The organism is Micromonospora fluostatini (assembly GCF_050410825.1).
GTDB classification, from domain to species: domain Bacteria; phylum Actinomycetota; class Actinomycetes; order Mycobacteriales; family Micromonosporaceae; genus Micromonospora; species Micromonospora rosaria.
Genome location: NZ_CP191251.1, coordinates 5,864,993 through 5,888,749, shown reverse-complemented (window position 1 = coordinate 5,888,749; position 23,757 = coordinate 5,864,993). Strand labels below are relative to the sequence as shown.

21 protein-coding genes and 1 pseudogene are annotated in these 23,757 nt (G+C 73.3%); 21 read left to right on the top strand and 1 reads right to left on the bottom strand.

All coding sequences use genetic code 11. The features are described from left to right. Positions 1 to 143 precede the first annotated feature (143 nt). The 18 genes and pseudogenes from ACQUFX_RS26130 (at position 144) to ACQUFX_RS26045 (ending at position 19,826) form a co-directional block, all read left to right on the top strand. On the top strand, positions 144 to 1,964 hold the full coding sequence (locus tag ACQUFX_RS26130) for a DUF4153 domain-containing protein (RefSeq protein ID WP_428962881.1): 1,821 nt from the start codon (positions 144 to 146) through the stop codon (positions 1,962 to 1,964). Positions 1,965 to 2,091: 127 nt separating this feature from the next. Beyond that, on the top strand, positions 2,092 to 2,505 hold the full coding sequence (locus tag ACQUFX_RS26125) for a DUF485 domain-containing protein (protein ID WP_428962880.1): 414 nt from the start codon (positions 2,092 to 2,094) through the stop codon (positions 2,503 to 2,505). Between the two features lies 1 nt (position 2,506). Continuing rightward, on the top strand, positions 2,507 to 4,147 hold the full coding sequence (locus tag ACQUFX_RS26120) for a sodium/solute symporter (protein WP_428962879.1): 1,641 nt from the start codon (positions 2,507 to 2,509) through the stop codon (positions 4,145 to 4,147). 93 nt (positions 4,148 to 4,240) lie between these two features. Continuing rightward, on the top strand, positions 4,241 to 5,005 hold the full coding sequence (locus ACQUFX_RS26115) for an ABC transporter ATP-binding protein (protein WP_428962878.1): 765 nt from the start codon (positions 4,241 to 4,243) through the stop codon (positions 5,003 to 5,005). Next, a complete protein-coding gene (locus ACQUFX_RS26110) occupies positions 4,990 to 6,690 on the top strand; it encodes an ABC transporter permease (protein ID WP_428962877.1) in 1,701 nt (566 codons plus the stop codon). The genes ACQUFX_RS26115 and ACQUFX_RS26110 overlap by 16 nt, the downstream gene beginning before the upstream one ends. Before the next feature lie 114 nt (positions 6,691 to 6,804). Further along, positions 6,805 to 7,299, top strand: coding sequence for an SRPBCC family protein (locus ACQUFX_RS26105; RefSeq protein ID WP_428962876.1), 495 nt, complete (start codon positions 6,805 to 6,807; stop codon positions 7,297 to 7,299). A gap of 143 nt (positions 7,300 to 7,442) precedes the next feature. Next, a pseudogene (locus ACQUFX_RS26100) lies at positions 7,443 to 8,018 on the top strand (flavin reductase family protein); the annotation flags it as partial. Between the two features lie 181 nt (positions 8,019 to 8,199). Further along, positions 8,200 to 8,547: a DUF485 domain-containing protein gene (locus tag ACQUFX_RS26095; RefSeq protein ID WP_428962875.1), complete on the top strand. Its 348-nt coding sequence runs from the start codon at positions 8,200 to 8,202 to the stop codon at positions 8,545 to 8,547. Beyond that, the gene (locus ACQUFX_RS26090; RefSeq protein ID WP_428962874.1) at positions 8,544 to 10,223 is read left to right on the top strand and encodes a solute symporter family protein; all 1,680 of its coding nucleotides are present in this window, start codon (positions 8,544 to 8,546) and stop codon (positions 10,221 to 10,223) included. The genes ACQUFX_RS26095 and ACQUFX_RS26090 overlap by 4 nt, the downstream gene beginning before the upstream one ends. 227 nt (positions 10,224 to 10,450) lie before the next feature. After that, on the top strand, positions 10,451 to 11,428 hold the full coding sequence (locus ACQUFX_RS26085) for an NAD-dependent epimerase/dehydratase family protein (protein WP_428962873.1): 978 nt from the start codon (positions 10,451 to 10,453) through the stop codon (positions 11,426 to 11,428). Positions 11,429 to 11,505: 77 nt separating this feature from the next. Then, on the top strand, positions 11,506 to 12,744 hold the full coding sequence (locus ACQUFX_RS26080) for an LCP family protein (protein WP_428962872.1): 1,239 nt from the start codon (positions 11,506 to 11,508) through the stop codon (positions 12,742 to 12,744). A gap of 260 nt (positions 12,745 to 13,004) precedes the next feature. Continuing rightward, a complete protein-coding gene (locus ACQUFX_RS26075) occupies positions 13,005 to 14,264 on the top strand; it encodes an LCP family protein (RefSeq protein ID WP_428962871.1) in 1,260 nt (419 codons plus the stop codon). A gap of 236 nt (positions 14,265 to 14,500) precedes the next feature. Further along, positions 14,501 to 15,445 (top strand): LCP family protein, encoded by a 945-nt coding sequence (locus ACQUFX_RS26070; protein WP_428967082.1) that lies wholly within the window; start codon positions 14,501 to 14,503, stop codon positions 15,443 to 15,445. Between the two features lie 58 nt (positions 15,446 to 15,503). Further along, positions 15,504 to 15,839, top strand: coding sequence for a rhodanese-like domain-containing protein (locus ACQUFX_RS26065; protein ID WP_067361866.1), 336 nt, complete (start codon positions 15,504 to 15,506; stop codon positions 15,837 to 15,839). Between the two features lie 11 nt (positions 15,840 to 15,850). After that, the gene (locus tag ACQUFX_RS26060; protein WP_428962870.1) at positions 15,851 to 16,642 is read left to right on the top strand and encodes a glycerophosphodiester phosphodiesterase; all 792 of its coding nucleotides are present in this window, start codon (positions 15,851 to 15,853) and stop codon (positions 16,640 to 16,642) included. Positions 16,643 to 16,799: 157 nt separating this feature from the next. Then, positions 16,800 to 18,257, top strand: a complete 1,458-nt coding sequence (locus ACQUFX_RS26055) for a sensor histidine kinase (protein ID WP_428962869.1) — start codon at positions 16,800 to 16,802, stop codon at positions 18,255 to 18,257. Beyond that, positions 18,254 to 18,739 carry an ATP-binding protein gene (locus ACQUFX_RS26050; protein ID WP_428962868.1) on the top strand — a complete coding sequence of 162 codons (486 nt, stop codon included), beginning with the start codon at positions 18,254 to 18,256 and terminating at the stop codon, positions 18,737 to 18,739. Before ACQUFX_RS26055 ends, ACQUFX_RS26050 begins: the two co-directional genes overlap by 4 nt. A gap of 202 nt (positions 18,740 to 18,941) precedes the next feature. Then, the gene (locus tag ACQUFX_RS26045; RefSeq protein WP_428962867.1) at positions 18,942 to 19,826 is read left to right on the top strand and encodes a DUF5926 family protein; all 885 of its coding nucleotides are present in this window, start codon (positions 18,942 to 18,944) and stop codon (positions 19,824 to 19,826) included. A 131-nt stretch (positions 19,827 to 19,957) separates the two neighbouring features. Here ACQUFX_RS26045 and ACQUFX_RS26040 read toward each other — a convergent pair whose 3' ends face one another. Further along, entirely contained in the window at positions 19,958 to 21,196 is a 1,239-nt protein-coding gene (locus ACQUFX_RS26040; RefSeq protein WP_428962866.1) for an arginine deiminase, read from the bottom strand. A 132-nt stretch (positions 21,197 to 21,328) separates the two neighbouring features. On the opposite strand from ACQUFX_RS26040, the gene ACQUFX_RS26035 reads away from it, so the two are divergent. From ACQUFX_RS26035 to ACQUFX_RS26025, 3 genes are all read left to right on the top strand, one after another. Next, positions 21,329 to 22,069, top strand: a complete 741-nt coding sequence (locus ACQUFX_RS26035) for a hypothetical protein (protein ID WP_067361878.1) — start codon at positions 21,329 to 21,331, stop codon at positions 22,067 to 22,069. A gap of 175 nt (positions 22,070 to 22,244) precedes the next feature. After that, positions 22,245 to 22,700: a hypothetical protein gene (locus ACQUFX_RS26030; RefSeq protein WP_428962865.1), complete on the top strand. Its 456-nt coding sequence runs from the start codon at positions 22,245 to 22,247 to the stop codon at positions 22,698 to 22,700. A 332-nt stretch (positions 22,701 to 23,032) separates the two neighbouring features. Further along, entirely contained in the window at positions 23,033 to 23,749 is a 717-nt protein-coding gene (locus ACQUFX_RS26025) for a hypothetical protein (protein WP_428962864.1), read from the top strand. Positions 23,750 to 23,757 lie beyond the last annotated feature (8 nt).

The window sequence follows — 23,757 nt, the reverse complement described above, 5'->3', positions numbered from 1 at the left end:
ACCAGCCCCCCGCCGCCGGCCCGGGTACCCCGGCCGGACCGAAGCAACCCGCCGAACCGGCCGGGCCGGGCGAACCGGAGCAGTCGGCCGAAGCGACCAAGCCGGCCACAGCAGCGACGCCGGCTGCACCGGCGGGAACAGCGATGCCAGCCGGAACGGCGACGCCGGTCGCACCGGAGAGCCCCGCCGGGCCGGCCGTGACCGGGCCGGACAAGCCCGTCGGGCCGGCCGGGACGGCCGGAAGCGCGGCGCCGGCGGTGCTCACCGGGCCGGTGCGGCCCGCCGTGCTGGGGGTGCCCCCGCAGTGGGCTCCCTATCCGCCCCCGCCGCCCCTGCCGCCCCTGCCGGGGACCACCCTGTTGAAGGAGCGCTGGCCCGGCCCGGCCGATCCGGCCCGTCCGGTGGCCCTCGGGGTGCTCGTCGCCGCAGCCGCCGTCGCCGCCTCCGTCCTGCCCCTGGACCGTCCCGGCCTGGGCTGGCTGGTGGTCGCCCTGGTGGCGACCGGAGCCCTGGTCACCGTGGCGGTCACCGCCCGCCCCACCAGAGCCGCACCGGACCCGGCAGCCGCCGACCCGCCTGCGGGAGGGACGGACCCCGCCGGCCCGGAGGTGGGCGAGGGTGCGACGGGCGGGCACTCCACCCGCCCGGACGACCGTCCCGACGGCACGGGGGTGCCGGGACCGGTCGTCCGGGTCGGGTGGGCCCTGGCCACCATCGCCCTCGTCTCGGTGGGGGTGTTCCGGGCAGCCGAGTGGCTCTTCCTGCTCTGCCTGCTCGCCGCCCTGGTCACCGCCACCCTGGCGGTGACCGGGGGACGCAGCCCGCTGGGCATGCTGGTGGCCGGGCTGCTGCCGCCGGTGGCCTTGTTCCGGGCCCTGCCCTGGGCCCAGGGTGGTCTGCGCACCCTGCGGACGGCCGGCGGCGGGAACCTCGGCCGGATCCTGACCAGCGTCGGGGTGACGGTCGGGCTGCTCGTGGTCTTCGGGCTGCTCTTCGCCTCGGCGGACGCGATCTTCGCCGACCTGGTCGGTGGCCTGTTGCCGGAGGTGTCGGTACCCGGTGTGGTGACCTGGTTCCTCCGGTTCCTGCTGGTGGGCGGGGCCCTGCTCGCCGGCGCCCACCTACTGGCCGGGCCACCGGACCTGGCCGGGCTACAGACGCCGGGCGCCCGGACGGTCGGTCGGCTGGAGTGGGCCCTGCCCCTGGTCCTGCTCGACCTGCTCTTCACCGGGTTCGTCCTGGTACAGCTCACGGTCCTGTTCGGCGGGGCGGAGCACGTGCTGACCACCGCCGGGCTCACCTACGCCGAGTACGCCCGGGGCGGGTTCTGGCAACTCCTCGCCGTCGCCCTGCTCACCCTGCTGGTGCTGGCCGGGGCCGGGCGGTGGGCCCCCCGGTCCACCCGTGCCGACCGGGTGCTGTTCCGGGTCCTGCTGGGGGCCCTGACCCTGCTCAGCCTGGTGGTGGTGGCCTCCGCCCTGTACCGGATGCAGGTCTACACCGACGCGTACGGGGCGACCCGGCTCCGGCTGCTGGTGGCGACCGTGGAGATCGCCCTCGGGGTGGTGTTCCTGCTGGTCGGGGTGGCGGTGCTCCGGCTGCGGGCCGGTTGGCTGCCCCCGTTCGTGGTGGGGACGGCGGTGCTCGCCCTGCTCGGGCTGGCCCTCGTCGACCCGGACCGGGCCATCGCCGAACGCAACGTCGACCGGTACGCCCGTACCGGGGTCCTCGACACGGTCTACCTGTCCCGGCTCTCCCTCGACGCCGTACCGGCCCTGGACCGGCTGCCGGAGCCGGCCCGCTCCTGCACCCTGCGGTTCCTTGTCGACAACCGGTACCCCGGGGAGAACTTGTGGACGACGAACCTGGGTCGGGACCGGGCCCGGAAGGTCTTCGACACGAACCCGGTGCGGACCAGCGACCTCTCCTGCCCGCTGCTGAACGAGCGAACGACCACCCGCTGAGCGGCCGGAAACGCGGACCTCACGGTCTCCCTCGACTGAGCCGGTCCCGCCGGGCGGGCCCGCACAGCGGTGAGGGCTCCGTCCGGCCGGGCCTTGACATTCGGGTGGGGGCGGTGAGACTGCGTCAGTGGCCGCCCCCACCGACCCCGTACCCGCGCCCCGGCGACCCGAGCCGCCCCGACGGACCCGGATCGTGCTCGCCGAGGTGTCCCGCCGGGCCCCCGACGCCGACCTGACCCGCACCGAACTCGCCCAGCAGACCCGGGTCGGCGAGGCGCTGGTGCGGGGGCTGGTCCGGGCGCAGTTGGCGCTGGCCCTGCGGATGTCCCTGCTGGTGGTGATCGGGCTGGGCGGGCTGCCGCTGCTGTTCGCGATCGCCCCGTCGATCGGACGGACCACCCTGCTCGGGGTCAACCTGCCGTGGCTGCTGCTCGGCGTGGCGTCCTTCCCCTTCCTGATCGTCGTCGGCTGGGGGTACGTCCGGCTGGCCGAGCGCAACGAGCAGGACTTCACCGACCTGGTGCAGCGGCCGGAGCGCTGAGATGGACAACGCCCTCGTGGTACCGGCGATCGTGGCGGTCACCCTGGTCACCGTCGGCATCGGCTTCTACGGGCTGCGGCTGGCCCGGACCACCTCCGACTTCCTGGTCGCCTCCCGGGTGGTCAGCCCCACCTGGAACGCCGCCGCGATCGGCGGGGAGTACCTGTCGGCGGCGAGCTTCCTCGGCATCGCCGGGCTGGTCCTCAAGTACGGCGTGGACGTGCTCTGGTACCCGGTCGGGTTCGCCGCCGGGTACCTGGCGCTGCTGCTCTTCGTCGCCGCCCCGCTGCGCCGCTCCGGGGCGTTCACCCTGCCGGACTTCTGCGAACTGCGGCTGCGCTCCCGCCGGCTGCGTACCCTCGCCACGGTCTTCGTGATCTTCATCGGCTGGCTGTACCTGGTGCCGCAGTTGCAGGGGGCGGGACTCACCCTGGCCACGGTCGCCGGCTCGCCGTACCCGGTGGGGGCGCTACTGGTGGCGATGGTGGTCACCGCCAACGTGGCGCTCGGCGGGATGCGGGCGATCACCTTCGTCCAGGCGTTCCAGTACTGGCTGAAGCTGACCGCGCTCGCCGTACCGGCGATCTTCCTGGCGTTGCAGTGGCAGGCCGACGCGCGGCCGGCGGTGACCCCGCCCGACGGGCCGGCGTTCCGGACCGCGACCACCGTCGTGGTCGAGCACCCCGCCACCCTCACCTACCCCGACGGCCGGACCCGGGAGGTACGCCCCGGCGACGAGCTGACCTTCGCCGCGGGCGACCCGGTGCCCGAGGTCGCCGGAGTGGCCACCGGGGCCGCCGACTGGCTGCTGCCCAGCGCGGCCGGGGACGACGACCGGGGACTGTTCGCCACGTACTCGCTGATCCTGGCGACGTTCCTCGGCACCATGGGGTTACCGCACGTGCTGGTGCGGTTCTACACCAACCCGGACGGGGCCGCCGCCCGCCGCACCACCCTGGTCGTGCTGGCCCTGGTCGGCGCGTTCTACCTGCTGCCCACCCTGTACGGGGTGCTCGGCCGGATCTACACCCCGCACCTGCTGGTCACCGGGCAGACCGACGCGGTGGTGGTGCTGCTGCCCGAGGCCGCGCTCGGCGCCGGCACCACCGGCCGGCTGCTCGCCGCGCTGGTCGCCGCCGGGGCGTTCGCGGCCTTCCTCTCCACCTCGTCCGGGCTGCTCACCAGCGTGGCCGGGGTGATCTCCACCGACGTGCTCGGGCGCGGCTCGGTACGCGGCTTCCGGCTGGCCACGGTGATCGCCGGCGGGGTGCCGGCGGTCCTCGCGCTGAACGTCTCCGGGCTGGACGTCTCCCAGGTGGTGGGGCTGGCCTTCGCGGTCGCCGCGTCCAGCTTCTGCCCGCTGCTGGTGCTCGGCATCTGGTGGCGCGGGCTGACCGACCTGGGCGCCACCGCCGGGGTGCTGGCCGGCGGCGGCGCGGCCGTCGGCGCGGTCCTGCTCACCGTGCTCGGCCCCCCGCTGACCGGCTGGCCGGCGACGCTGATCGCGCAGCCGGCCGCCTGGACGGTCCCGCTGGCCTTCTCGGTGATGATCGTCGTGTCGATGGCCACCCGCCGCCGCGCCCCCACCGACGTCGCCACGATCATGCTCCGCCTGCACGCCCCCGAAGCCCTCCGCCGGTAAGGAAGGGCCCCCTGTTAACGCTTTCTGTAGTAAAAGGGCCCCCTCCTAACACCGGGGTCGGCGGACGTTGGCCTGGGCGGATACGGTCGGACCATGACTGAGGAGCACCCGGCGCTCGCGCTGCGCGGACTGGTCAAGCGGTTCGACAGCAAGGTCGCGGTCGCGGGGGTCGACCTCGACGTCCCGACCGGCTCGTTCTACGGCCTGCTCGGCCCGAACGGCGCGGGCAAGACCACCACCCTGTCGATGGCCGTCGGCCTGCTCCGCCCCGACGGCGGGCAGGCCCGGGTGCTCGGGTACGACGTCTGGGCCGACCCGGTACGCGCCAAGCAGCTCCTCGGCGTGATGCCGGACGGGGTACGCCTCTTCGACCGGCTCAGCGGCGCCGAACTGCTGGCGTACCACGGTCTGCTGCGCGGGATGGACCCGGCGGTGGTGGACCGGCGGGCCGCCGAACTGCTGGACGTGCTCGCCCTCGGCGACGCCGGCCGGACCCTGGTGGTCGACTACTCCGCCGGCATGAAGAAGAAGATCGGCCTGGCCTGCGCGCTGCTGCACGGGCCCCGGCTGCTGGTGCTCGACGAGCCGTTCGAGGCGGTCGACCCGGTCTCCGCCGCGCTGATCCGCGACATCCTGCACCGGTACGTCACCGGCGGCGGGACGGTGGTCTTCTCCAGCCACGTGATGGAGGTCGTCGAGCGGCTCTGCTCGCACGTGGCGATCCTCGCCGACGGGGTGATCAAGCGGGTCGGCGCCCTCGACGAGGTACGCGGCGGCCGGGCCCTGGAGGACGTCTTCGTCGAGGTGGTCGGCGGGCGTACCGCCACCGGCGAGGAGCTGGCGTGGCTGTCCCGGTGAGCCCGGCGGTCGACGGCCCCGGGCCGGCCCGACCGGTGCGCGCCCGACACTTCGTACGCCTGAAACTGCGCGTCACCGCGAACAACTTCCGGGGCCAGGGCTGGCGGATCGCGCTGTTCGTGCTCGGCGCGTTCTTCGGGCTCTGGTTCGCGGTCGGCGGCTTCTTCCTCTTCGCCGCGCCCGGTCTCGCCGGTAACGACCAGTACGCGATCATGGTGGCGGCGCTCGGCGGCGGCCTGGTGGCGCTGGGCTGGCTGATCCTGCCGCTGGTCTTCTTCGGGGTGGACGAGACCCTCGACCCGGCCCGGTTCGCGCTGCTGCCGCTGACCCGCCGGACCCTGGTCACCGGCCTGGCCGCCGCCGCCCTGGTCAGCGTGCCCACGGTGGCGGCGCTGCTCGCGCTCGCCGGGCTGGTGGTCACCGCCGGGATGCTGGGCGGCTGGCCGGCCGGGCTGGTCGCCGTGGTCGGGGTGCTCTCCGGGCTGCTGCTCTGCGTCGTCGGCAGCCGCGCGCTGACCAGCGCGTTCGCCTCCATGCTCCGGTCCCGCCGGGTACGGGACCTGGCCGCCGTCCTGCTCGCGGTGCTCGCGGCCCTGCTCGGTCCGGTCCAGATCGCCCTCACGAACTCGCTGCGCGACGCCGACTGGGACCGGCTGGCCGGGGTGGCCCGGGTGGTGGGCTGGACCCCGCTCGGCGCGCCGTGGAGCGCCGGCATCGAGGTGGCCGAGGGGCGGGCCTGGGCGGCGCTGGCGAAGCTGCTGCTCACCGCCGTGACCGTGGCGGGACTGCTGCTGTGGTGGTCCCGGTCGCTGGAGTCGGCGATGGTCGGTACCGCCACCGCCGGGCCGGCGCCCGCCCGGCGGGGTCCGGCCGGCAGCGCGGTCACCCAGCTCTTCCCCCGGCCACTCGGCTGGCTGGGGCGGACCCGGTTCGGCGCGCTGACCGCGCGGGAGTGCCGGTACTGGTGGCGGGACGCCCGCCGCCGGGCCAACCTGATCACCCTGGCGGTGGTCGGGGTGTTCGTACCGGTGATGATCAACCTCGGGGGCGCCGGCTTCAGCTTCGACGGCGAGCAGGGCTTCGACAGCCTGGGCAGCACCTCGCCGGTGATTGTCAGCGTGTCGATGGTCTTCGTCGGGGTGCTCGCCGCGGTGACCCTGGCCAACCAGTTCGGCTTCGACGGCAGCGCGTACGCGGCGAACGTCGTCGCCGGCATCTCCGGCCGCCTGGAGTTGCAGGCCCGGATGGCCGCGTTCTCGATCTACGTGGTGCCGATGCTGGGCGCGATCGCGGTCGTCATGGTGCTGGTGCTCGGCGAGCCGGGCTGGATCGGGTTGACGCTGGGCAGCCTGCTGGCCACGTACGGGGGCGGGCTGGCGGTGAACAGCTACCTGTCGATCCTGGGCGCGTACTCGCTGCCGGAGACGAGCAACCCGTTCGCGATGAACACCGGCGCGGGGGTGGCGAGGAGCTTCCTGACCCTGGTGTCGATGGTCGTCTCGGCCGTCACGGCGGTACCGATGCTGGTGGCCGCCGTCCTGCTCGGCGACGCCTGGCACTGGCTGGCCCTGCCGGTCGGCGCGGCGTACGGGGTGGGGGTGGCGTTGCTCGGCGCGTACCTCGCCGGTGACGTGCTCGACCGCCGGATGCCGGAGTTGCTCGCCACGGTCACCCCCCGCCGCTGAGGGTGCAAGGAGGGGCCCCCTGTTAACGCTTCCGGTAGAGGAAGGGCCCCTTCCTAACACCTGTCCGTTGGCTGCACGCGGGTGCCGATTGGCGGGTGGGCGCACAATGGGCCGATGCCCGTCGTCGAGTCGGTGATCACCGTCCCGGTACCCCCCGCGCTGGCGTTCGCCGTCTCGCAGACCGTCGCGCCGGTGCGGTACCGCTGGGACCCGTTCGTCCGTGAGCAGCACTTCGTCGACGGCGCCACCCGCCCCGGCAAGGGGGTCCGCACCTTCACCCGGTCCCGGCACGGGCTGAGCATGGTCAGCGAGTACGTCTCGTTCGCCCCACCGACGAACGTCGGCATGAAAATGATCCGGGGGCCGTGGTTCTTCGAGATGTTCGCCGGTGGCTGGCGGTTCGCGCCCGGCCCGGAACCGGGCACCACGGTCGCCACCTGGCGGTACAGCTTCCGCTGCCGGCCCGCCTTCCTGCGCCCGGTCGCCGACCGGATCGGCGTCTGGCTGCTCGGCCGGGACATCCGACGCCGGATCGCCGGGTACGCCGACGGCTGCGCCGACGAGAAGGTCCTCGCCGCCGCCCGCCGGGCCCTCGACGGGTACCTCTGACCGGCCTGACCGCCGCCGCCCGGCACCGGCGGAAGCCCCGGTCGTCGAACGCCTCCGCTGTCGAGCGCCCCTGCCGGTTGACCGGTTAGGAAGGGGCCCTTCCTCTACCGAATGCGTTAACAGGGGGCCCTTCCTTACCGGGGCGCGGGCGCTTCCTGCGTTGGCGGCGGGGGCGGGGCGGCACAATGTTTCACGTGAATCCAGAGCCGGGCGCCGAGATCCACCACACCGACCCGTTCGCCGTGCCCGCCGGGCAGCGGTCGCCGGTACGCCGGCTGCGGGGGCGGCTGGCCGCCCCCGTGACGCTCTGGACCGCGCCCGGACCGGCCGGGCTGACCGTGTCGTCCACCCTGGTCGCCGAGGGGGAGCCGGACCGGCTGCTCGGCCTGATCGACCCGGAGTCGGACCTGTGGGCGGAGGTGGAGGAGGCGGGGCGGTTCGCGGTGTCCCCGCTGGGACCGCCGCACCGGCAGCTCGCCGACCGGTTCGCCGGCCTCTTCCCCTCCCCGGGCGGCCTCTTCGCCACCGGCCGGTGGACCGAGACGCCGTACGGGCCGGTGCCGTCGGACGGCGGCGGCTGGGTGGGGTGCCGGCTGGACACCGCCCGCGAGTACGGCTGGGCGCTCCTGGTCGAGGCGACCATCGAGACGGTCGACCTGGCCGAGGAGACCACCCCGCTGCTGCACTACCGGGGCCGGTACCGGGAGCTGAACGGGTAGCCGGGCACCCCCGTTCCACCCGCCCGACACCGACCGCTCACCGGAGTGACGTGGGTCACTCGGCGCACCCAACCGGCCGTTCGGCGCAGCCGTCGACCGCTGCCGATCGAAGCCTTTCCCCGTGGGTAGCGGGCTTTCTACGGTGCGCCAAACCCCCACGCCTGTGAAGGTGGTGATCCACATGTCCACGGACACACCCGCGCCGACCTCTACCGAGGCGGAGCGGTACCTCGCCGTACAGCGGTCGGACGAGTTCGTCAGGCTGCGCCGCGCGCTGCGCGGCTTCGTCTTCCCGATGACCGTCGCGTTCTTCCTGTGGTACGCGCTCTACGTGATCCTCTCCGCGTACGCGCGAGGCTTCATGGGCACGAAGCTGTTCGGCAGCAACATCAACGTCGCCCTGGTCTTCGGACTGCTCCAGTTCGTCTCGACCTTCCTGATCGCCTGGTACTACTCCCGGTACGCGGACCGGAAGGTCGATCCGCTCGCCGACCGGATCCGCGACGAGATCACCGGGGGTGAGCAGTGAGGGACCTCCTCCTCGCCGCCGAGGCCAGCGGCAACGGCACCGCCCGTACCCTGACCATCACGCTCTTCGTCCTGCTCGTGGCCGGCACCCTGGCGATCACGATCTGGGCCAGCCGGCAGACCAAGACGGCGACCGACTTCTACGCCGGTGGCCGCTCGTTCTCCGGGTTCCAGAACGGCCTGGCGATCGGCGGCGACTACATGTCGGCCGCCTCGTTCCTCGGCATCGCCGGTCTCATCGCCCTCTACGGGTACGACGGCTTCCTGTACTCGATCGGCTTCCTGGTCGCCTGGCTGGTGGCGCTGCTGCTCGTCGCCGAACTGCTGCGCAACTCCGGCCGGTACACGATGGCGGACGTGCTGGCGTTCCGGATGCGGCAGCGGCCGGTGCGGACGGCGGCGGCGGTCTCCACCATCACCGTGTCGATCTTCTACCTGCTGGCCCAGATGGTCGGCGCGGGCGCGCTGGTGGCGCTGCTGCTCGGCATCCGGCCCGGGACCACCTTCCTCGGCATGGACGCCGACACCGCCAAGGTCGCCACGATCATCCTGGTCGGCGCCCTGATGATCATCTACGTCACGGTGGGCGGCATGAAGGGCACCACCTACGTGCAGATCGTCAAGGCGGTGCTGCTGATGGGCGGCACCCTGCTGATGACGCTGCTGGTGCTGGCCAAGTACAACTTCAACCTCTCGGCGCTGCTCGGTGACGCGGCGGTCTCCTCCGGCAAGGGCTCCGCCTTCCTCGAACCCGGGCTACGGTACGGCGTCGAGGTCGCCGGCAACGCGACCCAGACCTTCTACAACAAGGTCGACCTGCTCTCCCTCGGCATCGCGCTGGTGCTCGGCACGGCCGGCCTGCCGCACATCCTGATCCGGTTCTACACCGTGCCCACGGCGAAGGCCGCCCGCAAGAGCGTGCTCTGGGCGATCGGCATCATCGGGACGTTCTACCTGTTCACCCTCGCGCTCGGCTTCGGCGCGGCGGCGCTGGTCGGCGGGGAGGCGATCCTCGCCCAGGACCGGGCCGGCAACACGGCGGCACCACAACTCGCCGAACGGTTGGGCATCGACTTCTTCGGCGGGGACATCGGCGGGGCGGCGATGCTGGCGATCATCGCGGCCGTCGCCTTCGCCACCATCCTGGCCGTGGTCGCCGGGCTCACCCTCGCCTCCTCGTCCAGCCTGGCGCACGACTTCTACGCCAACGTGATCAAGCGGGGCCAGGCCTCCGAGCGGCAGGAGGTGAACGTCGCGCGGATCTCGGCCTTCGTCATCGGCGCGGTCTCGATCGTCCTGTCGATCTACGCGCAGAACCTGAACGTGGCCTTCCTGGTGGCGCTGGCCTTCGCGGTGGCCGCCTCCGGCAACCTGCCGGCGATCCTGTACAGCCTGTTCTGGAAGCGGTTCAACACCTCGGGCGCGGTCTGGGCGATCTACGGCGGCCTGCTGTCGGCGGTGCTCCTGGTGTTCTTCTCGCCGGTGGTCTCCGGCGCTGCGACGTCGATGTTCCCGGACCACGACTGGCAGTGGTTCCCGCTGTCCAACCCGGGCATCCTCTCCATCCCGTTCGGCTTCTTCTGCGGCTGGCTCGGGACGGTGATCTCCAAGGAGCACGACGAGGAGAAGTACGCCGAACTCGAGATCCGGTCGCTGACCGGCGCCGGCGCGCACTGACCCTCGGACATCCCGACCGGGGCCGGCCCACCCGACGGTGCGGCCGGCCCCGGCGTACCTGCCGCCACCACCCGTCGGCCGCCGACGCCGGCGGGCGGGCCGGCAGGCGGACGGCCCGACCTCGCACGGTGCGGAGCGCTCCCAGGACACAGGGTGTTTGCAGGGGACCCCTCCTATCCGCCAGGCGTTAACAAGGGGCCCTTCCTCACCTCTGTAGGCTGACCGGCATGAAGGTCGCGCCACGCTTCGGGTCCGGTCACCGCGTTCTCGTCACCGGCGGCGCCGGCTTCGTGCCGTCGCACCTGGTGGATGTCCTCGTCGAGCGGGGTTGCACCGTCGTGGTGCTGGACAACTTCGTCACAGGCAGCAAGGAGAACGTGGCCCACCTGGCCGACCGGCCGACCTTCACCCTGGTCGAGGCGGACGTCTCCGACGGGCTGCCCAGCCACCACCCGGCGCTGGCCGAGCGCTTCGACGCGATCCTGCACATGGCCTCCCCGGCCAGCCCCACCGACTTCGCCAGCCTGCCGGTGGAGATCCTGCGGGTCGGGTCGGTGGCGACCCTGCACCTGCTGGACCGCGCGGTCGCCGACGGCGCCCGGTTCCTGATGGCCTCCACCTCCGAGGCGTACGGGGACCCGCTGGAGCACCCGCAGCGGGAGACGTACTGGGGCAACGTCAACCCGATCGGCATCCGGAGCGTCTACGACGAGGCCAAGCGCTTCTCCGAGGCGGCCACCATGGCGTACGCCCGGCACCGGGGGCTGGACGCGGCGATCGTCCGGATCTTCAACACGTACGGGCCGCGGATGCGGCCGGACGACGGCCGGGCGATCCCGACGTTCATCTCGCAGGCGCTGCGTGGTGAGCCGCTGACCGTGCACGGCACCGGCAACCAGACCCGGTCGATCTGCTACGTGGACGACCTGGTCCGGGGCATCCTGCTGCTGCTCGACTCCACCGAGACCGGGCCGGTCAACTGCGGCACCGAGCACGAGTTGACGATGCGGCAACTGGCCGAGCTGATCGTGTCACTCTCCGACAGCAGCTCCGAAGTGACGTACGTCACTCGAAGCGCGGACGACCCGGAGAAGCGTCGCCCCGATCTCACCCGCGCCCGCGAACTGCTCGGATACGAGCCGACCGTGGGCCCGGAGGAGGGGCTGCGCCGCACCATCGAGCACTTCCGCCAGCGCCTGGGGTGACCGGTCCGCCACCGGCGGACGCCAACCTGTGTCTCGCCTGAGGGCGGTGGTGGCCCGGGCTACGTACCCTGAGTTACATGTCAGCGACCAGCTCAGCCGGCGCACCGTTCCCGCACCTGCACCGTGGCGCCGGGCGCGCGTCGGTCCCGGGCCCCGGCGAGGCCGGACGGTCCCGGCCGACCAGCCAGTGGTACCCGGAGCACGACGACCGACCGGCCCCCGGTGGACCGGGCGGCGGTCCGGGTGGGCCCGGCGGCCCCGGTGGGCGGGGCCGGGCGTACGGGGCCGGTGGGCCGGGCAACCGGGGCCGGCGGCCCCGCTGGGGCCGGATCGCCCTGGTGGCCGGGGTGGTCGTGCTGGTGCTCGCCCTGGTCGGTGGCGGTGGCGCGTGGCTCTACACCCGCAGCCTCAACAACGACCTGGCCCGCACCGACCCGTTCTCGGAGATCACCGGTGGCCGGCCGGCCAAGAAGGTGGACGGCGCGCTGAACATCCTGCTGGTCGGCAGCGACTCGCGGGACCCGGACGCCCCGATCGACCAGTCGAGCAAGTGGCGGGCGGACACGGTCATCGTGATGCACATCCCGTCCAACCACCAGCAGGCGTACCTGGTCTCCATCCCCCGGGACCTGTACGTGCCGATCCCGGAGAGCGCCAACGCGGACTGCGGTTCCGGCAGCCGCGCCAAGATCAACGCAGCGTTCGCCTTCGGCGGGCTACCGCTGGCCGTACGGACCGTGGAGTGCTTCACCGACGTGCGCATCGACCACGTGATGGCCATCGACTTCGCCGGGTTCAAGCAGGTCACCGACGCCCTCGGCGGAGTGGAGCTGAAGGTCGAGCGGACCATCACCTCGATCCACAAGCCGTACCGGAAGTTCGAGAAGGGCACCAATCACATGAACGGTGCCGAGGCCCTGGACTGGATCCGGCAGCGGAAGCAGTTCCCGGACGGTGACTTCGCCCGGATGCGGCACCAGCAGGAATTTCTCCGGGCGCTGATGGACAAGGCGGCCAGTTCCGGCACCCTGGCCAACCCCCCGAAACTGAACGCGTTCCTCCGCTCGGTGACCGACGCCGTCACCGTCGACCAGAATTTCTCGCTGGGCGACATGGCGCTCCAGTTCCGTAATCTGCGCGGCGAGAACCTCACCTTCGTGACCAGCCCGCACGTCGGCAGCCAGACCATCAACGGCGAGTCGGTGGTCGTCTCCGACCGGGAGAAGGCGTTGGCGATGTACCGCGCCATCTCGGCGGACACCATGGCCGACTGGATGAAGGCCAACGAGAAGACCGAGGAGAACGGCGCCAACTAGGGCCGTCAGCGCCGGGCGGCGACCCCCGCCCGGTTCCCACCCTGTTTCGGATACGTTTCGATGAGCGTCATCACCGTCGGTGGCTGACGGAACACAGCCGACCCCGGTCGCCGCCGACCCGACCGCATCGACCTGACCGTTCGGGCAGACAATTGCGATGGTGAGGAAAACAACGGTGGGTTGCCGGGTGGAGAACTCGCCATGACGGCCCTGGATCCGTACAGTGATCCCGCCCCTCGAACACACGAACTGGAGCACGCATGCCGGTTCAGTCCTCCCGCCGACCCCGCTCCTCGGCATCCGCCAGCGCGACCGTCAAGGGCTCGCCGGCCGTTCCGGCGCAGCGTGGCGCGGCCAGGAAGCGCCCCGCCGGTGGTGGAAAGCGTCCCACCGGCGACGGGAGACGCCCGGCCGCCGACCCGAAGCCGAAGAAGAAGCGCCGCGATCCGCTCTGGGCCCGGATCACCGTCGTGGTGGGCGCGTTGCTCATGGTCACCAGCGGCGCGGCGCTCGCCGGCAGCAAGGCGATGATCAACGAGGCGACCGGGAGCATCGACCAGCGGAACCTGCTCGGCGAGGCCGGCAAGAGCGACGCCGAGGGCGGCGAGAGCCTGGAGGGGCCGATCGACATGCTGCTGCTCGGGGTGGACGCCCGGGAGCGGTGGGCCGCCGACGACGTCCGGGCGGACAGCATCATCGTGCTGCACATCCCGGCCACCCACGACCAGGCGTACCTGATCTCCATCCCCCGGGACACCGAGGCGCAGATCCCGGCCTTCCCGAAGAGCGGCTACACCGGCGGCGTCGAGAAGATCAACGCGGCCTTCCAGGCCGGTGCCCGCAACGGCGGCGGCTGGGAGGGCGGTGCCCAGCTCATGGCGCAGACCATCAAGCAGATGACCGGGGTCAGCTTCGACGGCGCGGCGATCATCAACTTCGGCGGCTTCAAGAACGTCATCGACACCCTCGGTTCGGTGCGGATCTGCGTCAGCCAGGACGTCAAGTCCCGGCACATGTCGTTCGTCGACGACCAGCCGATGTGGAACGCGGACGCGAAGAAGACCGGCAAGGCGATGACCCCGGTGGTGCACAAGAAGGGCTGCCGGGAGATGGAGGGCTGGGCGGCCCTGGACTACTCCCGGCAGCGGTACGGCCTGGCCAAGGGCGACTACGACCGCCAGCAGAACCAGCAGCAGCTCATCAAGGCGATGGCCCGCAAGGCGACCGAGACCGGCACGCTGACCAACCTCGGCAAGCTCCAGGAGCTGATCAAGGCGGCCGGCAAGGCGTTCATCCTCGACACCGGCAATGCCGCCCTGCCCGACCTGGTCTTCACCATGCGCGGGGTGACCGGCAACGAGCTGACCATGTTGCGGACCAACGGCGGGGACTTCCACGGCAACGCCGCCGGGCGGGAGACGCTCAGTCCGCTCACCCTGGAGATGTTCCAGGCGATCAAGGACGACAAGCTCGCCGAGTTCGTCTACGCCAACCCGGACATGATCTCCACCCGCAAGTGACGGGCAGGTCGGGGGCGGCCCGGCGGAGTTGCGGAAACGGCCGTGCGCAGGCAGGGCAGCTCCTAACCTGATGTGAAGGAGATTCACGTCGGGCTGCGGGGGTGGGCACCACGTCCAGGGCGGAACGGCACGGAGGCCGGTGGCGACCGGCCGGGGGGCCATCCCCCGGCCGCCCCCGGCCCGCCGGCCGGCGGGCACCGCGCTGGCCCCGGGTCCTGCTCCGTACCGGCCTCGTGCTGGTCCTGGTGGCGGTGGCGGCGGTCGCCGGGCTCCGGTTCCTGACCGACCGGTACGACCGGACGGTCACTCGGGAGCAACTCCTCGACCCGGCCGCCCGCCAGGACGACACCGACCTGGGCGGGCCACTCAACTACCTGCTGGTCGGCTCCGACCGGCGCCCCGGTGACACCAACCCCGCCCAGCGCTCGGACAGCATCCTGATCGTGCACGTCCCGGCCGGCCTGCGCCGGGCCTACCTGGTCTCCGTACCCCGGGACCTGCTGGTCGACATCCCACCCGGCGGGAACGGCTACGGCGGCGGCCAGGACAAGATCAACGCGGCGTACGAGCACGGCGGCGGCGGGCAGGGCGGCGCCCGGCTGCTCTCGGCCACCCTGAGCCGGCTGACCGGGCTGCGCTTCGACGGCGCGGCACTTGTCGACTTCGCCGGCTTCCGCACGGTCATCGACCTGCTCGGCGGGGTACGGATGTGCGTCGACACCGAGGTCCGCTCGATCCACACCGGGGCGGTCTTCACCCCCGGCTGCCACCAGATGGACGGCCGCCAGGCGCTCGACTACGTCCGGCAGCGGTACGACCTGCCCGGCGGCGACTACGACCGGCAGCACCACCAGCAGCAACTGCTCCGGGCGATGCTGGACCGGGCCGGCCAGACCAACCTGCGCGGCAACCCGGTCAAGCTGGACCAGGTGCTCCGGGCGGTCGGCGGCTCGCTGACCGTGGACACCAACGGCGTACCGCTGGAGGAGTTGCTCCTCGCGGTGCGCGACCTGCCGGCGGACGGCCTGGTCGGGGTCCAGGTGCCGTCCTTCCCGCAGACCATCGACGAGGTGTCGTACGTGGTGCTGGACAACGGCGGCAACGGACTCTTCACCGCGCTCCGGGACGAGCGCCTGGCGGGGTGGGCCGCCGCGAACGCCCGCTGGATCAGCACGTTGTGACCGTCGCGCCCGGTGTCGACACCGCGTCGGCCGGGCGGAGGATCTAGGCTTGGTACCCGTGTTCGGACCCCAGGTGCCCACCATGCCCGTGACCGAGATCACCGACGAGACGTACCTGCTCGACGTCCGCGAGGACGACGAGTGGGCTGCCGGGCACGCGCCCCAGGCCCACCACCTGCCGATGATGGAGTTGCCGGCCCGGCTGGCCGAGGTGCCCGACGACCGCGAGGTGGCGGTGATCTGCCGGTCCGGCGGCCGGTCCGCCCAGGTGGTCGCCTACCTGGTGCGCCACGGCTGGGACCAGGCCCGCAACGTCGCCGGTGGGATGGGCGACTGGGCCGCCGCCGGCCGGCCCGTGGTCGGCACCGACGGGCAACCGGGCCGGGTGCTGTAGCGGTCGACGCCATGGACGACCCACTCGTCTTCGCGCACCGCGGCTCCTCGGCCGACCTGCCGGAGCACACCCTCGCCGCGTACCTGCGGGCCCTCGACGAGGGGGCCGACGGACTGGAGTGCGACGTCCGGCTGACCCGGGACGGGCACCTGGTCTGCGTGCACGACCGCCGGCTGGACCGGACCAGCAACGGGCACGGCCTGGTCAGCGCCCGTACCCTCGCCGAGTTGGACCTGCTCGACTTCGGCTCCTGGCACCCGGGCTGCGGGCCGGCGGGGAGTGTCGACCCGGTGGACGAGTCGCGCACCCGGCTGCTCACCCTCCAGCGGCTGCTCGACGCGGTGCTCGCCGCCGGCCGGCCGGTCCGGCTGCTGATCGAGACGAAACACCCCACCCGGTACGGCCGGAGCGTCGAGCGGCGGCTGGTCGCGCTGCTGCGCCGGTACGGGCTGGCCGATCCGGGCCCCGACGACCCGGTCCGGGTGACCGTGATGTCCTTCTCCCCGCTGGCCGTCCGCCGGACCCGGGAGCTGGCCCCGCGCCTGCCCACGGTGCTGCTGGTGGAGTCGCTGCCGCGCTGGCTGCGGCTGGGCCGGCTGCCGTTCGGCACCCGGATCGCCGGCCCCGGCGTCGAGCTGCTCCGGGCCCGACCGGAGCTGGTGCCGGCGCTGCGCCGGGCCGGCAACCAGGTGTACGTCTGGACCGTCAACGAGCCGGCCGACCTCGACCTGGTGCTGACGGCCGGGGTGGACGGGATCATCACCGACCGACCGGCCCGGACCCTGGCCCGACTCGGCCGATGAGCTGCCCCGCCCCGGCGCCCGCCGCCAGCGGGCCGCCGGCGTCCAGCCGGCTGCCCATTTCCGGGTGATGCTCGGGCCTGGATCGACGCCTGTGGCGGCTCGACGCCGGACCGGTCGGGGGGTGCCCGGCGCCCCGTCGAGCGGGCAGACTCGGGGCATGCCCGAGCACACCGACTTCGCCGCTCTCATCGCCGGGCAGAACGCCGCGATGGAAATGATCAACTCGGGCGACGCCGGCCTGCCCGTCCTCACCCGGCTGCTCCAGGAGGTCCAACCCGCACTCGGTGCCGCCGGCATGGCCTTCGTGGAGTTCACCTCGACCGGCGGGCGGGTGATCGCGGCGACCGGGGCCAGCCAGTGGACCCTCGGTCGGCCGCTGTCGGCCACCGACCCGGCCACCGTCTGCCTGCTCACCGGCCCCCGCGTGCAGCAGGTACGGATGTCCCACCTCACCGGGCAACTCGCCGACGAGCTGGTCGAGCGGGGGCTGGCCTGGATGGTCGTCTCCCGGGCCGAGTTGGGCGGGGTCACCGTGGGCAGCCTGCACGTGCTGTACCGGGACGGCGACGAGCCCGTCCGCACCACCCAGCACGCCACGATCGGGTACCTGGCCGCCTGCATCGCGCACATGTACAGCGACCGGAACGGGCTGCCCGTCCACGGGGACGGTCCGGTGGTGGCGGCGCTCGCCGACGGGCTGGCGGTGGTCGACCGGGCGGGCCGGGTCCGGCTGTGGAACCCGGCGGCGGCCCGGGTCACCGGCCGCCCCGCCCGCCAGGCCCTGAACGAGCCGGTGCCGTTCCCGCTGCCCCCCGCCGGCCGGGCGCTCGACCACCGACTGCCGGACGGCCGCTGGCTCAAGATCAACGCTGGGGAGCTGCCCGGCCCGGGCGACCTGCGGGTGGTGACCTTCCGCGACATCACCGACCAGCAGCGCCGGGCCCACGACCGCGAGCTGTTCGTCGCGGTGACCAGCCACGAGCTGCGCACCCCGGTCACCGTCATCAAGGGGTACGCGGACACCCTCAACGACCACTGGGAGTCGCTCACCGACACCGACCGCCGGCAGGCCGTCCGGATCATCGGACAGCGGGCCAACGAACTGGCCCGGCTCGTCGACCGGCTGCTCTCCTCCACCGCCGAGGCCGGGCCGGGGGTGCAGCCGCCCGTCCGCTTCGATCTCGCCGACGCGCTCCGGGCCGCGGTGGTCGACATCCCCGGCGAGGTACGGCACCGGCTCCGGCTCGACCTCCCCGCCGACCTGCCCCCCGCGCGCGGGCACCGGCAGAGCCTCGCCACGGTCCTGACCGAGCTGAGCACCAACGCCGGCAAGTACTCCGACCCGGGTACCCCGATCGAGATCACCGCCGACGCCGACGGGCAGACCGTCGCGTTCCGGGTCAGCGACCGGGGCATCGGCATCCGTCCCGAGCACGTGGAGCGGGCCTTCGACCGGTTCTGGCAGGGCGAGTCCGGTGACCGGCGCCGGTACCCGGGTGCCGGCCTCGGTCTCTATCTGGTCCGACAGATCGTTGAGCAGCAGAATGGTTGGGTATCACTCCGACCGAGAGCCGGTGGCGGTACCGTCGCAGAGGTGCGGCTGCCGCGCGGATGACCCGGCACGGCGACAGGCGGGAAGGAACGGGCGTGGGGACGGGACGGGCCGAGCGTTCCTGGTGCGTGGTGGTGCCCCACCACGCCGTCGGTGCGCGGATGGCCCGGCGTCGGCTGGTCGACGAGTTGACCGACGTGGTCTCCCCGACCCTGTTGCCCGATCTGGTCGCCGTCCTCGCCGAACTGGTGGGTAACGCCGTCCGGCACGCCGACGCGCTGCCCGGCGGGGTGGTCCGGGTGGCCTGGCGGGTCTGTCCCGCCACCCAGGGCGTCCGCATCCAGTTGCGGGTCACCGACGGCGGGGCCGCCGCCGGGCCCCGGATGCGCCCGGCCGGCCCGGAGGCGATCGGCGGGCGGGGGCTGCACATCGTGGCCGGGCTGTCGACCCGGTGGGGCGTGGACCGCGACGGCCTGGGGCAGAGCGTCTGGGCCGAGTTCGACCCGGTCCTCGCCGGCCGCGCGGATCTGGCGGTCGCCGGCTGACCCGCCGCGACCGGCGTACCTCCGGCCGGGCCGCCACCGGGAGATGGTGCACCTCCGGCCGGCCGCCACCGGGAAAACGGGCGGCTCTCGGCGCGGCCGGGCGCGCCGGCCGGCTCCTGCGGGCGGGCCGACGCCGGCCGAACGGCCGGTCGGGGCGGGTCCGTCCCACCCCGGTCGGGTCCGGCCTCTAGGCTGTCTCGGCGTGAGCAAGCGTCGAAAGAGTCAGCGGGCCGCCGAAGCCACTCCGAAGCGGGCGAAGGTCCGCGACGTCTTCGTACCCCGACCGTTCGAGGGGTTGGCCGACGAGCCGGAGTGGATCGCCCTGCGGGAACTGGTGCCGGCCGCCTCCGCGCCGCTGCGGCTCACTGGCGACCTCGCCGCCGAGCACGCCGACCGGCCGATCGTGCTCGCCACGGTGCTGCCGATGGCCGCCCCGGCGATGGCCCGGTCCGACGGGACGGTCTTCGTCGGGTTGCAACGGCACCAGCAGTCCGGGGACGTCTCCCGCGACCTGGCCGAGTCGCTGCTCTGCGCGCTGCGGACCGAGCCGGGCCGGACGGTCGAGGTGCCCCCGCTGCCCGGCCCCGGCCCCCGGTTGCAGGACCTGCTCGCCGACGGCCCGCTCGACGTGAGCATGCACGACGGCTTCGAGTTCTGGCTGGAGCCGGAGGCCGCCTCCGACCCGACCGTGCAGGCGTCCCTGGAACGGGCGAACGCCGCCGTCTACCCGACCGTACGGCTCTCCGCCGCGCCGGCCGCGTACTGGTGCCAGGTGCCGGAGAAGGCGCACGTCCGGTGGGTCCTCCCCGACGACGAGGACGCCGCGCTCGACGCGCTGGCCCGGCTGGGTGCCGCCGGCACGCTGCCGCTCGGCGACAACACCCGGTTCGCCGGCATGTTCCGCGCCCACGGGCGGCTGGTGCCGGTCTGGGACCTGCCCGAGGACGTCCCGGCCGGCGAGTGGGAGGACCCGGTCACCCAGTTCGCCAAGCGGTACGCCGAGGCGCTGGCCGACCCGACCCCGCTGGACGCGGCGGGCCGCCGGGCCCGGCAGGGGCTGCTCGGTCGCCAACTCACCCTCCGCTGACCCGGCCACCGGCCCGCTCGCCGGGCGGGCGCGCTCGCGACGGCTGGTCGCACTCTCGCCGGGCGCGCTGTCGGCGGGTGTTAGGAAGGGGCCCCTCCTCTACCGAAAGCGTTAACAGGGGGCCCTTCCTTTCACCCGGGTAGGGGGTCGCGGACCAGGGGGCAGGACATGCAGCGCGGGCCGCCCCGGCCCGAGCCCAGCTCGGAGCCGGCGATCCGGATCACCTCGATACCGGCCCGTTCGAGCTGGGCGTTGGTCTCGACGTTGCGCTCGTACCCGACGCAGAGCCGGGGTGCCAGGGCGAGGGTGTTGTTGCCGTCGTCCCACTGTTCCCGTTCGGCGGTGACCGGGTCCAGGCCGGTGTCGATCACCCGCAGCCGGTCGAGCCCCATCGCGTCGGCCGCCGCGCGCAGGAACGGTGCCGCCGCGCCGACCCTCGGCACGCCGTCTTCGCCCGGCACCACCGGGTACGCGGTCAGCGTGTCGGCCACGTTGGGGTACATCAGGACGGCGTCGACGTCGACCATGGTGCAGACCGTGTCCAGGTGCATGGTGGCCCGCTCCTGGGCGATCGGGACCACCAGGATGGTGTGCGCCAGTCCGGCGGTGAAGACCTGCCGGGCGAGGCGTTCCGCGCCGGCCGGGGTGGTCCGCTCGCCCACCCCGACGGCGAGGACGCCGGGGGCGAGCAGCAGCACGTCGCCGCCCTCCAGGTGCTCCAGGCGGGGGTGGTAGACGAGTTCGGTGCCGGCGAAGCGCGGGTGGTGCCGGTAGATCGCCTCGGTCAGCGTGGTCTCCCGGCGGCGGGCCGGCATGGCGAGGCTGGTGACCCCGACCCGGTCGCCGATCCAGATCGCTGAGTCCCGGGTGAAGAGCAGGTTCGGCAGCGGGTCGATGACGAAGTCGTGCCGGTCCATCAGGGTGTAGACCAGGCCGCCGGGCCGGTCCGGGCCGAGCCGCAGTTCCTCGTGGGCCAGCCCGGCGACGAGGACCCCGGCGAGGGCGACCGGGTCCAGGTAGGCCAGGTGCTCGGCGACCCGGCGGCGGAGGGTGTCGCCGAGCCGGGGCGAGCGCAGCACCTGGTCGGTCAGGTCGGCGCGGGCCTCGTCGACGGCGAGCGTCTCGGCGAGCAGGGTGGCGAGGTAGAGCACCTCCACGCCGCGTTCCCGCAGCGCAGCGGCGAAGGCGTCATGCTCCTCCTGCGCCCTTCCCACCCATGGGATAGCGTCGAACAGCAAGGAGTCGTTGTTCCGGGGGGTGAGTCGGGCGAGTTCCGGGCCGGGGCGGTGCAGCAGCACCGTGCCGAGTGCGCCGACTTCACTGTCCACATGGTGGGTCACCCTGGCAGCGTAGGCAGGGATTGACGGCATGCGAGAAAAGACGTGGGAGTGAATATGGCATTCATCCGCACTCACTCCGGCGCTCCACCTTGCCGAACACCGGGTCCAGCAACGTAGGGTAGTGAGGACATAACTTCGAGGGACCTTTTGCCGGAGGTCGCGATGACTGTCTATCCCGCACGACGAGCCGTACCCACCGGTCGGGCACTGCCGCCCGCCGACGTCTCCCAGGACCGGGGCGAGGCCCCCGGCCTGCTCGGGTCGGCCCGTCCGACACCGATGGAGTGGGCCCGGCGCCGCCGGGCCGAGCGGGGCGCCCGCCGGCTGGAGGCCGCCGGGGCCCGCGCCCTCGGGCAGCTCGACCACCTCGGGCCGTCCTGGCACGTCGTCGAGTGGCCCCGCACGGACCCCACCGACCTCCTGCTCGACCCCGGGCAGGACGACCGCGCGGGCTTCCTCGCCATCGGTCCGAGCGGGCTCTTCGCGATCACCATCGCCGACCACGGCCGCTCCCGCGTGCTGGTCGCCGGGGACGTGGTGCAGATCAACGGTAAGCGTCCGCCGTACGTGCAGGAGACCCGCCGCGACGCCAAGCGCGCCGCCAAGGCGCTCACCGACGCGGTGGGCCTGCCGATCCCGGTGACGCCGGTGCTGATCTTCGTCGGCTCCGGCGTGATCAGCGTCTACGGTCTGCCGAAGGACTGTCTGATGGCGACCCACCGGGAGTTGGACCGGCTCCTCGTGGCCGGTGGCAACCGGATCAGTCCGGCCACCGCCGAGAAGCTCTCCCAGGTCGCCCAGCACCCCGGCACCTGGCTGAAGGGCACGTACCGTCCGGCGGGCGACTACCGGTGGTACGACGAGGGCCGAACGGCCGCTGACAAGGCGGCCAACCGACGGTAACGTCTCGGGCGACGCCACGTGGCCTGTTCCACCGAGCTGCCTCACCCCTTCCGTCCACGCCGCCCGCACCCGGGCGTCCGGCCCCGTGCCGGCGATCCGGCGGTCCGGCATGGCCGGGCGGGAAGCACGACGACCGGCTAGCGTGGACGGACCGGCGGTGTACCTAGGAGGCGCGGTGGCCCACGTCGAACTCTCGCTCTCGGAAGCGTTCGTGCCGACCGTGCCGCCTCTCGCGGAGCCCGAGTCCGACACCGTCGGCACCTGGTCCGCGACCGTCTCCCGGGCCGCCGAGCCGTGCCTGCTCATCGACGCGGAGACCAAGGTCGTCGCGGTCTCGTCGTCCGGCTGCCGGCTGCTCTGCCTCGGCACGCCGGAGGAGGTGATCGGGCTCCCGCTGCTCGACGGCGGCCTGCGCCTGCTCGACTTCACCGCCTACCGGGGCGAACTGACCGAACAGGACACCGACAAGATCCCCCCGCTGCTGGCGCTGCACTCGGGCCGGCTGGCCCGGGGGCTGCTGCGCGTCCAGGCGACGGCCGGCGCGCCGGACGCGACCGTGGACGCCATCTCCACCCCGGTGCTGGCCGGCGGCGCGGTCGCCGGCTCCCTCACCTTCTTCTCCGAGGTCTGACGGGCGGCTCCCGCACCGTCGTCGCCGACGGGTGACTCCCGCACTTTTTCGCCGGGGCCGACGGGCGGCGCGGCCGGCGCGGGGCGCGCCCGGTTTCCCACGATCTGACACCCGGGCCCACCCGCCCTGGTGCCCGATTTCGCATGTTCTGATGGCTGATCCCCGGCGGCCGGACCGGTGACGGCCACCGGGGTCCGCCCGCTCAATCACCCCGAGCGGGGGCGACGCGCGCCACCTCATCCTGCGGTGCCACCTTCACCTGCGGCGGAGCGCCTTCTACGATGGGCTCAACCCCCGCAGACAGTGATGTTCTCCGATGCAAGGATCGGCTCGTGCCGCCCACCGCACCCCGTCACACCCCGCCTTGTCGGCTGGTCGCCCCGGTCGCGCTGCTCGTCCTGCTGTCCGCGACCGCCTGCGGCACCCCGCCGGAGCTGCAGAACTCCGGGCGGCTGCCGCCGCCCCGGCCGGTCACCCCGACCGCCGGCCCGTCGGCACCGGGCGGTACGCCGCTGCCCGGCGCCGCGCCCGGGTCACCGCTGCCACCGGGGGGCCTGCCGGGGTCGCCGCTGCCGCCCGGCGGCCTGCCGGGGTCGCCACTCCCACCGGGCGGGCTGCCCGGGGCACCGGGGACCGAACTGCCGGGCGGCTGGCCGGGATCACCGGCCCCCGGCGCGCCCGGTGTGGTGCCGCCTGGCGGCGTTCCCGGCGTCACCACGGGTCCACCCCTGGTCGGGTCCGGACCGACCGCCACCGCCTGCCGCAACGGGCCCAGCGCCAGCACCGTGATCGCGCTGGTGCGCGGCCGGCCCCGGCTGCTGCCCACCGGGGCGCGGGCGAAGGCGCAGACCGGTCCGCTCTGTGCCGACGACTGGCACTGGACCATGCTCGACGTCACCGGGCACGAACGTCTCCAGGTGGTCACCCGGGGCAAGCCCGGCGCGCCCGAGCTGGTCACCGCCGGCACCGACGTCTGCACCGCCGAGGTACGGGCCACCGCCCCGGCCGGCATCCGGACGCTGGCCTGCGACGGCGTCCCGGCCGGCTGACCGATCGC

Coding starts and splice junctions, on each gene's coding strand:
- ACQUFX_RS26130 (WP_428962881.1), top strand. CDS start 144: ATGCCAGCCGGAACGGCGACGCCGGTCGCACCGGAGAGCCCCGCCGGG.
- ACQUFX_RS26120 (WP_428962879.1), top strand. CDS start 2,507: ATGGACAACGCCCTCGTGGTACCGGCGATCGTGGCGGTCACCCTGGTC.
- ACQUFX_RS26115 (WP_428962878.1), top strand. CDS start 4,241: ATGACTGAGGAGCACCCGGCGCTCGCGCTGCGCGGACTGGTCAAGCGG.
- ACQUFX_RS26105 (WP_428962876.1), top strand. CDS start 6,805: ATGCCCGTCGTCGAGTCGGTGATCACCGTCCCGGTACCCCCCGCGCTG.
- ACQUFX_RS26095 (WP_428962875.1), top strand. CDS start 8,200: ATGTCCACGGACACACCCGCGCCGACCTCTACCGAGGCGGAGCGGTAC.
- ACQUFX_RS26085 (WP_428962873.1), top strand. CDS start 10,451: ATGAAGGTCGCGCCACGCTTCGGGTCCGGTCACCGCGTTCTCGTCACC.
- ACQUFX_RS26080 (WP_428962872.1), top strand. CDS start 11,506: ATGTCAGCGACCAGCTCAGCCGGCGCACCGTTCCCGCACCTGCACCGT.
- ACQUFX_RS26075 (WP_428962871.1), top strand. CDS start 13,005: ATGCCGGTTCAGTCCTCCCGCCGACCCCGCTCCTCGGCATCCGCCAGC.
- ACQUFX_RS26060 (WP_428962870.1), top strand. CDS start 15,851: ATGGACGACCCACTCGTCTTCGCGCACCGCGGCTCCTCGGCCGACCTG.
- ACQUFX_RS26055 (WP_428962869.1), top strand. CDS start 16,800: ATGCCCGAGCACACCGACTTCGCCGCTCTCATCGCCGGGCAGAACGCC.
- ACQUFX_RS26050 (WP_428962868.1), top strand. CDS start 18,254: ATGACCCGGCACGGCGACAGGCGGGAAGGAACGGGCGTGGGGACGGGA.
- ACQUFX_RS26040 (WP_428962866.1), bottom strand. CDS start 21,196: ATGCCGTCAATCCCTGCCTACGCTGCCAGGGTGACCCACCATGTGGAC.
- ACQUFX_RS26035 (WP_067361878.1), top strand. CDS start 21,329: ATGACTGTCTATCCCGCACGACGAGCCGTACCCACCGGTCGGGCACTG.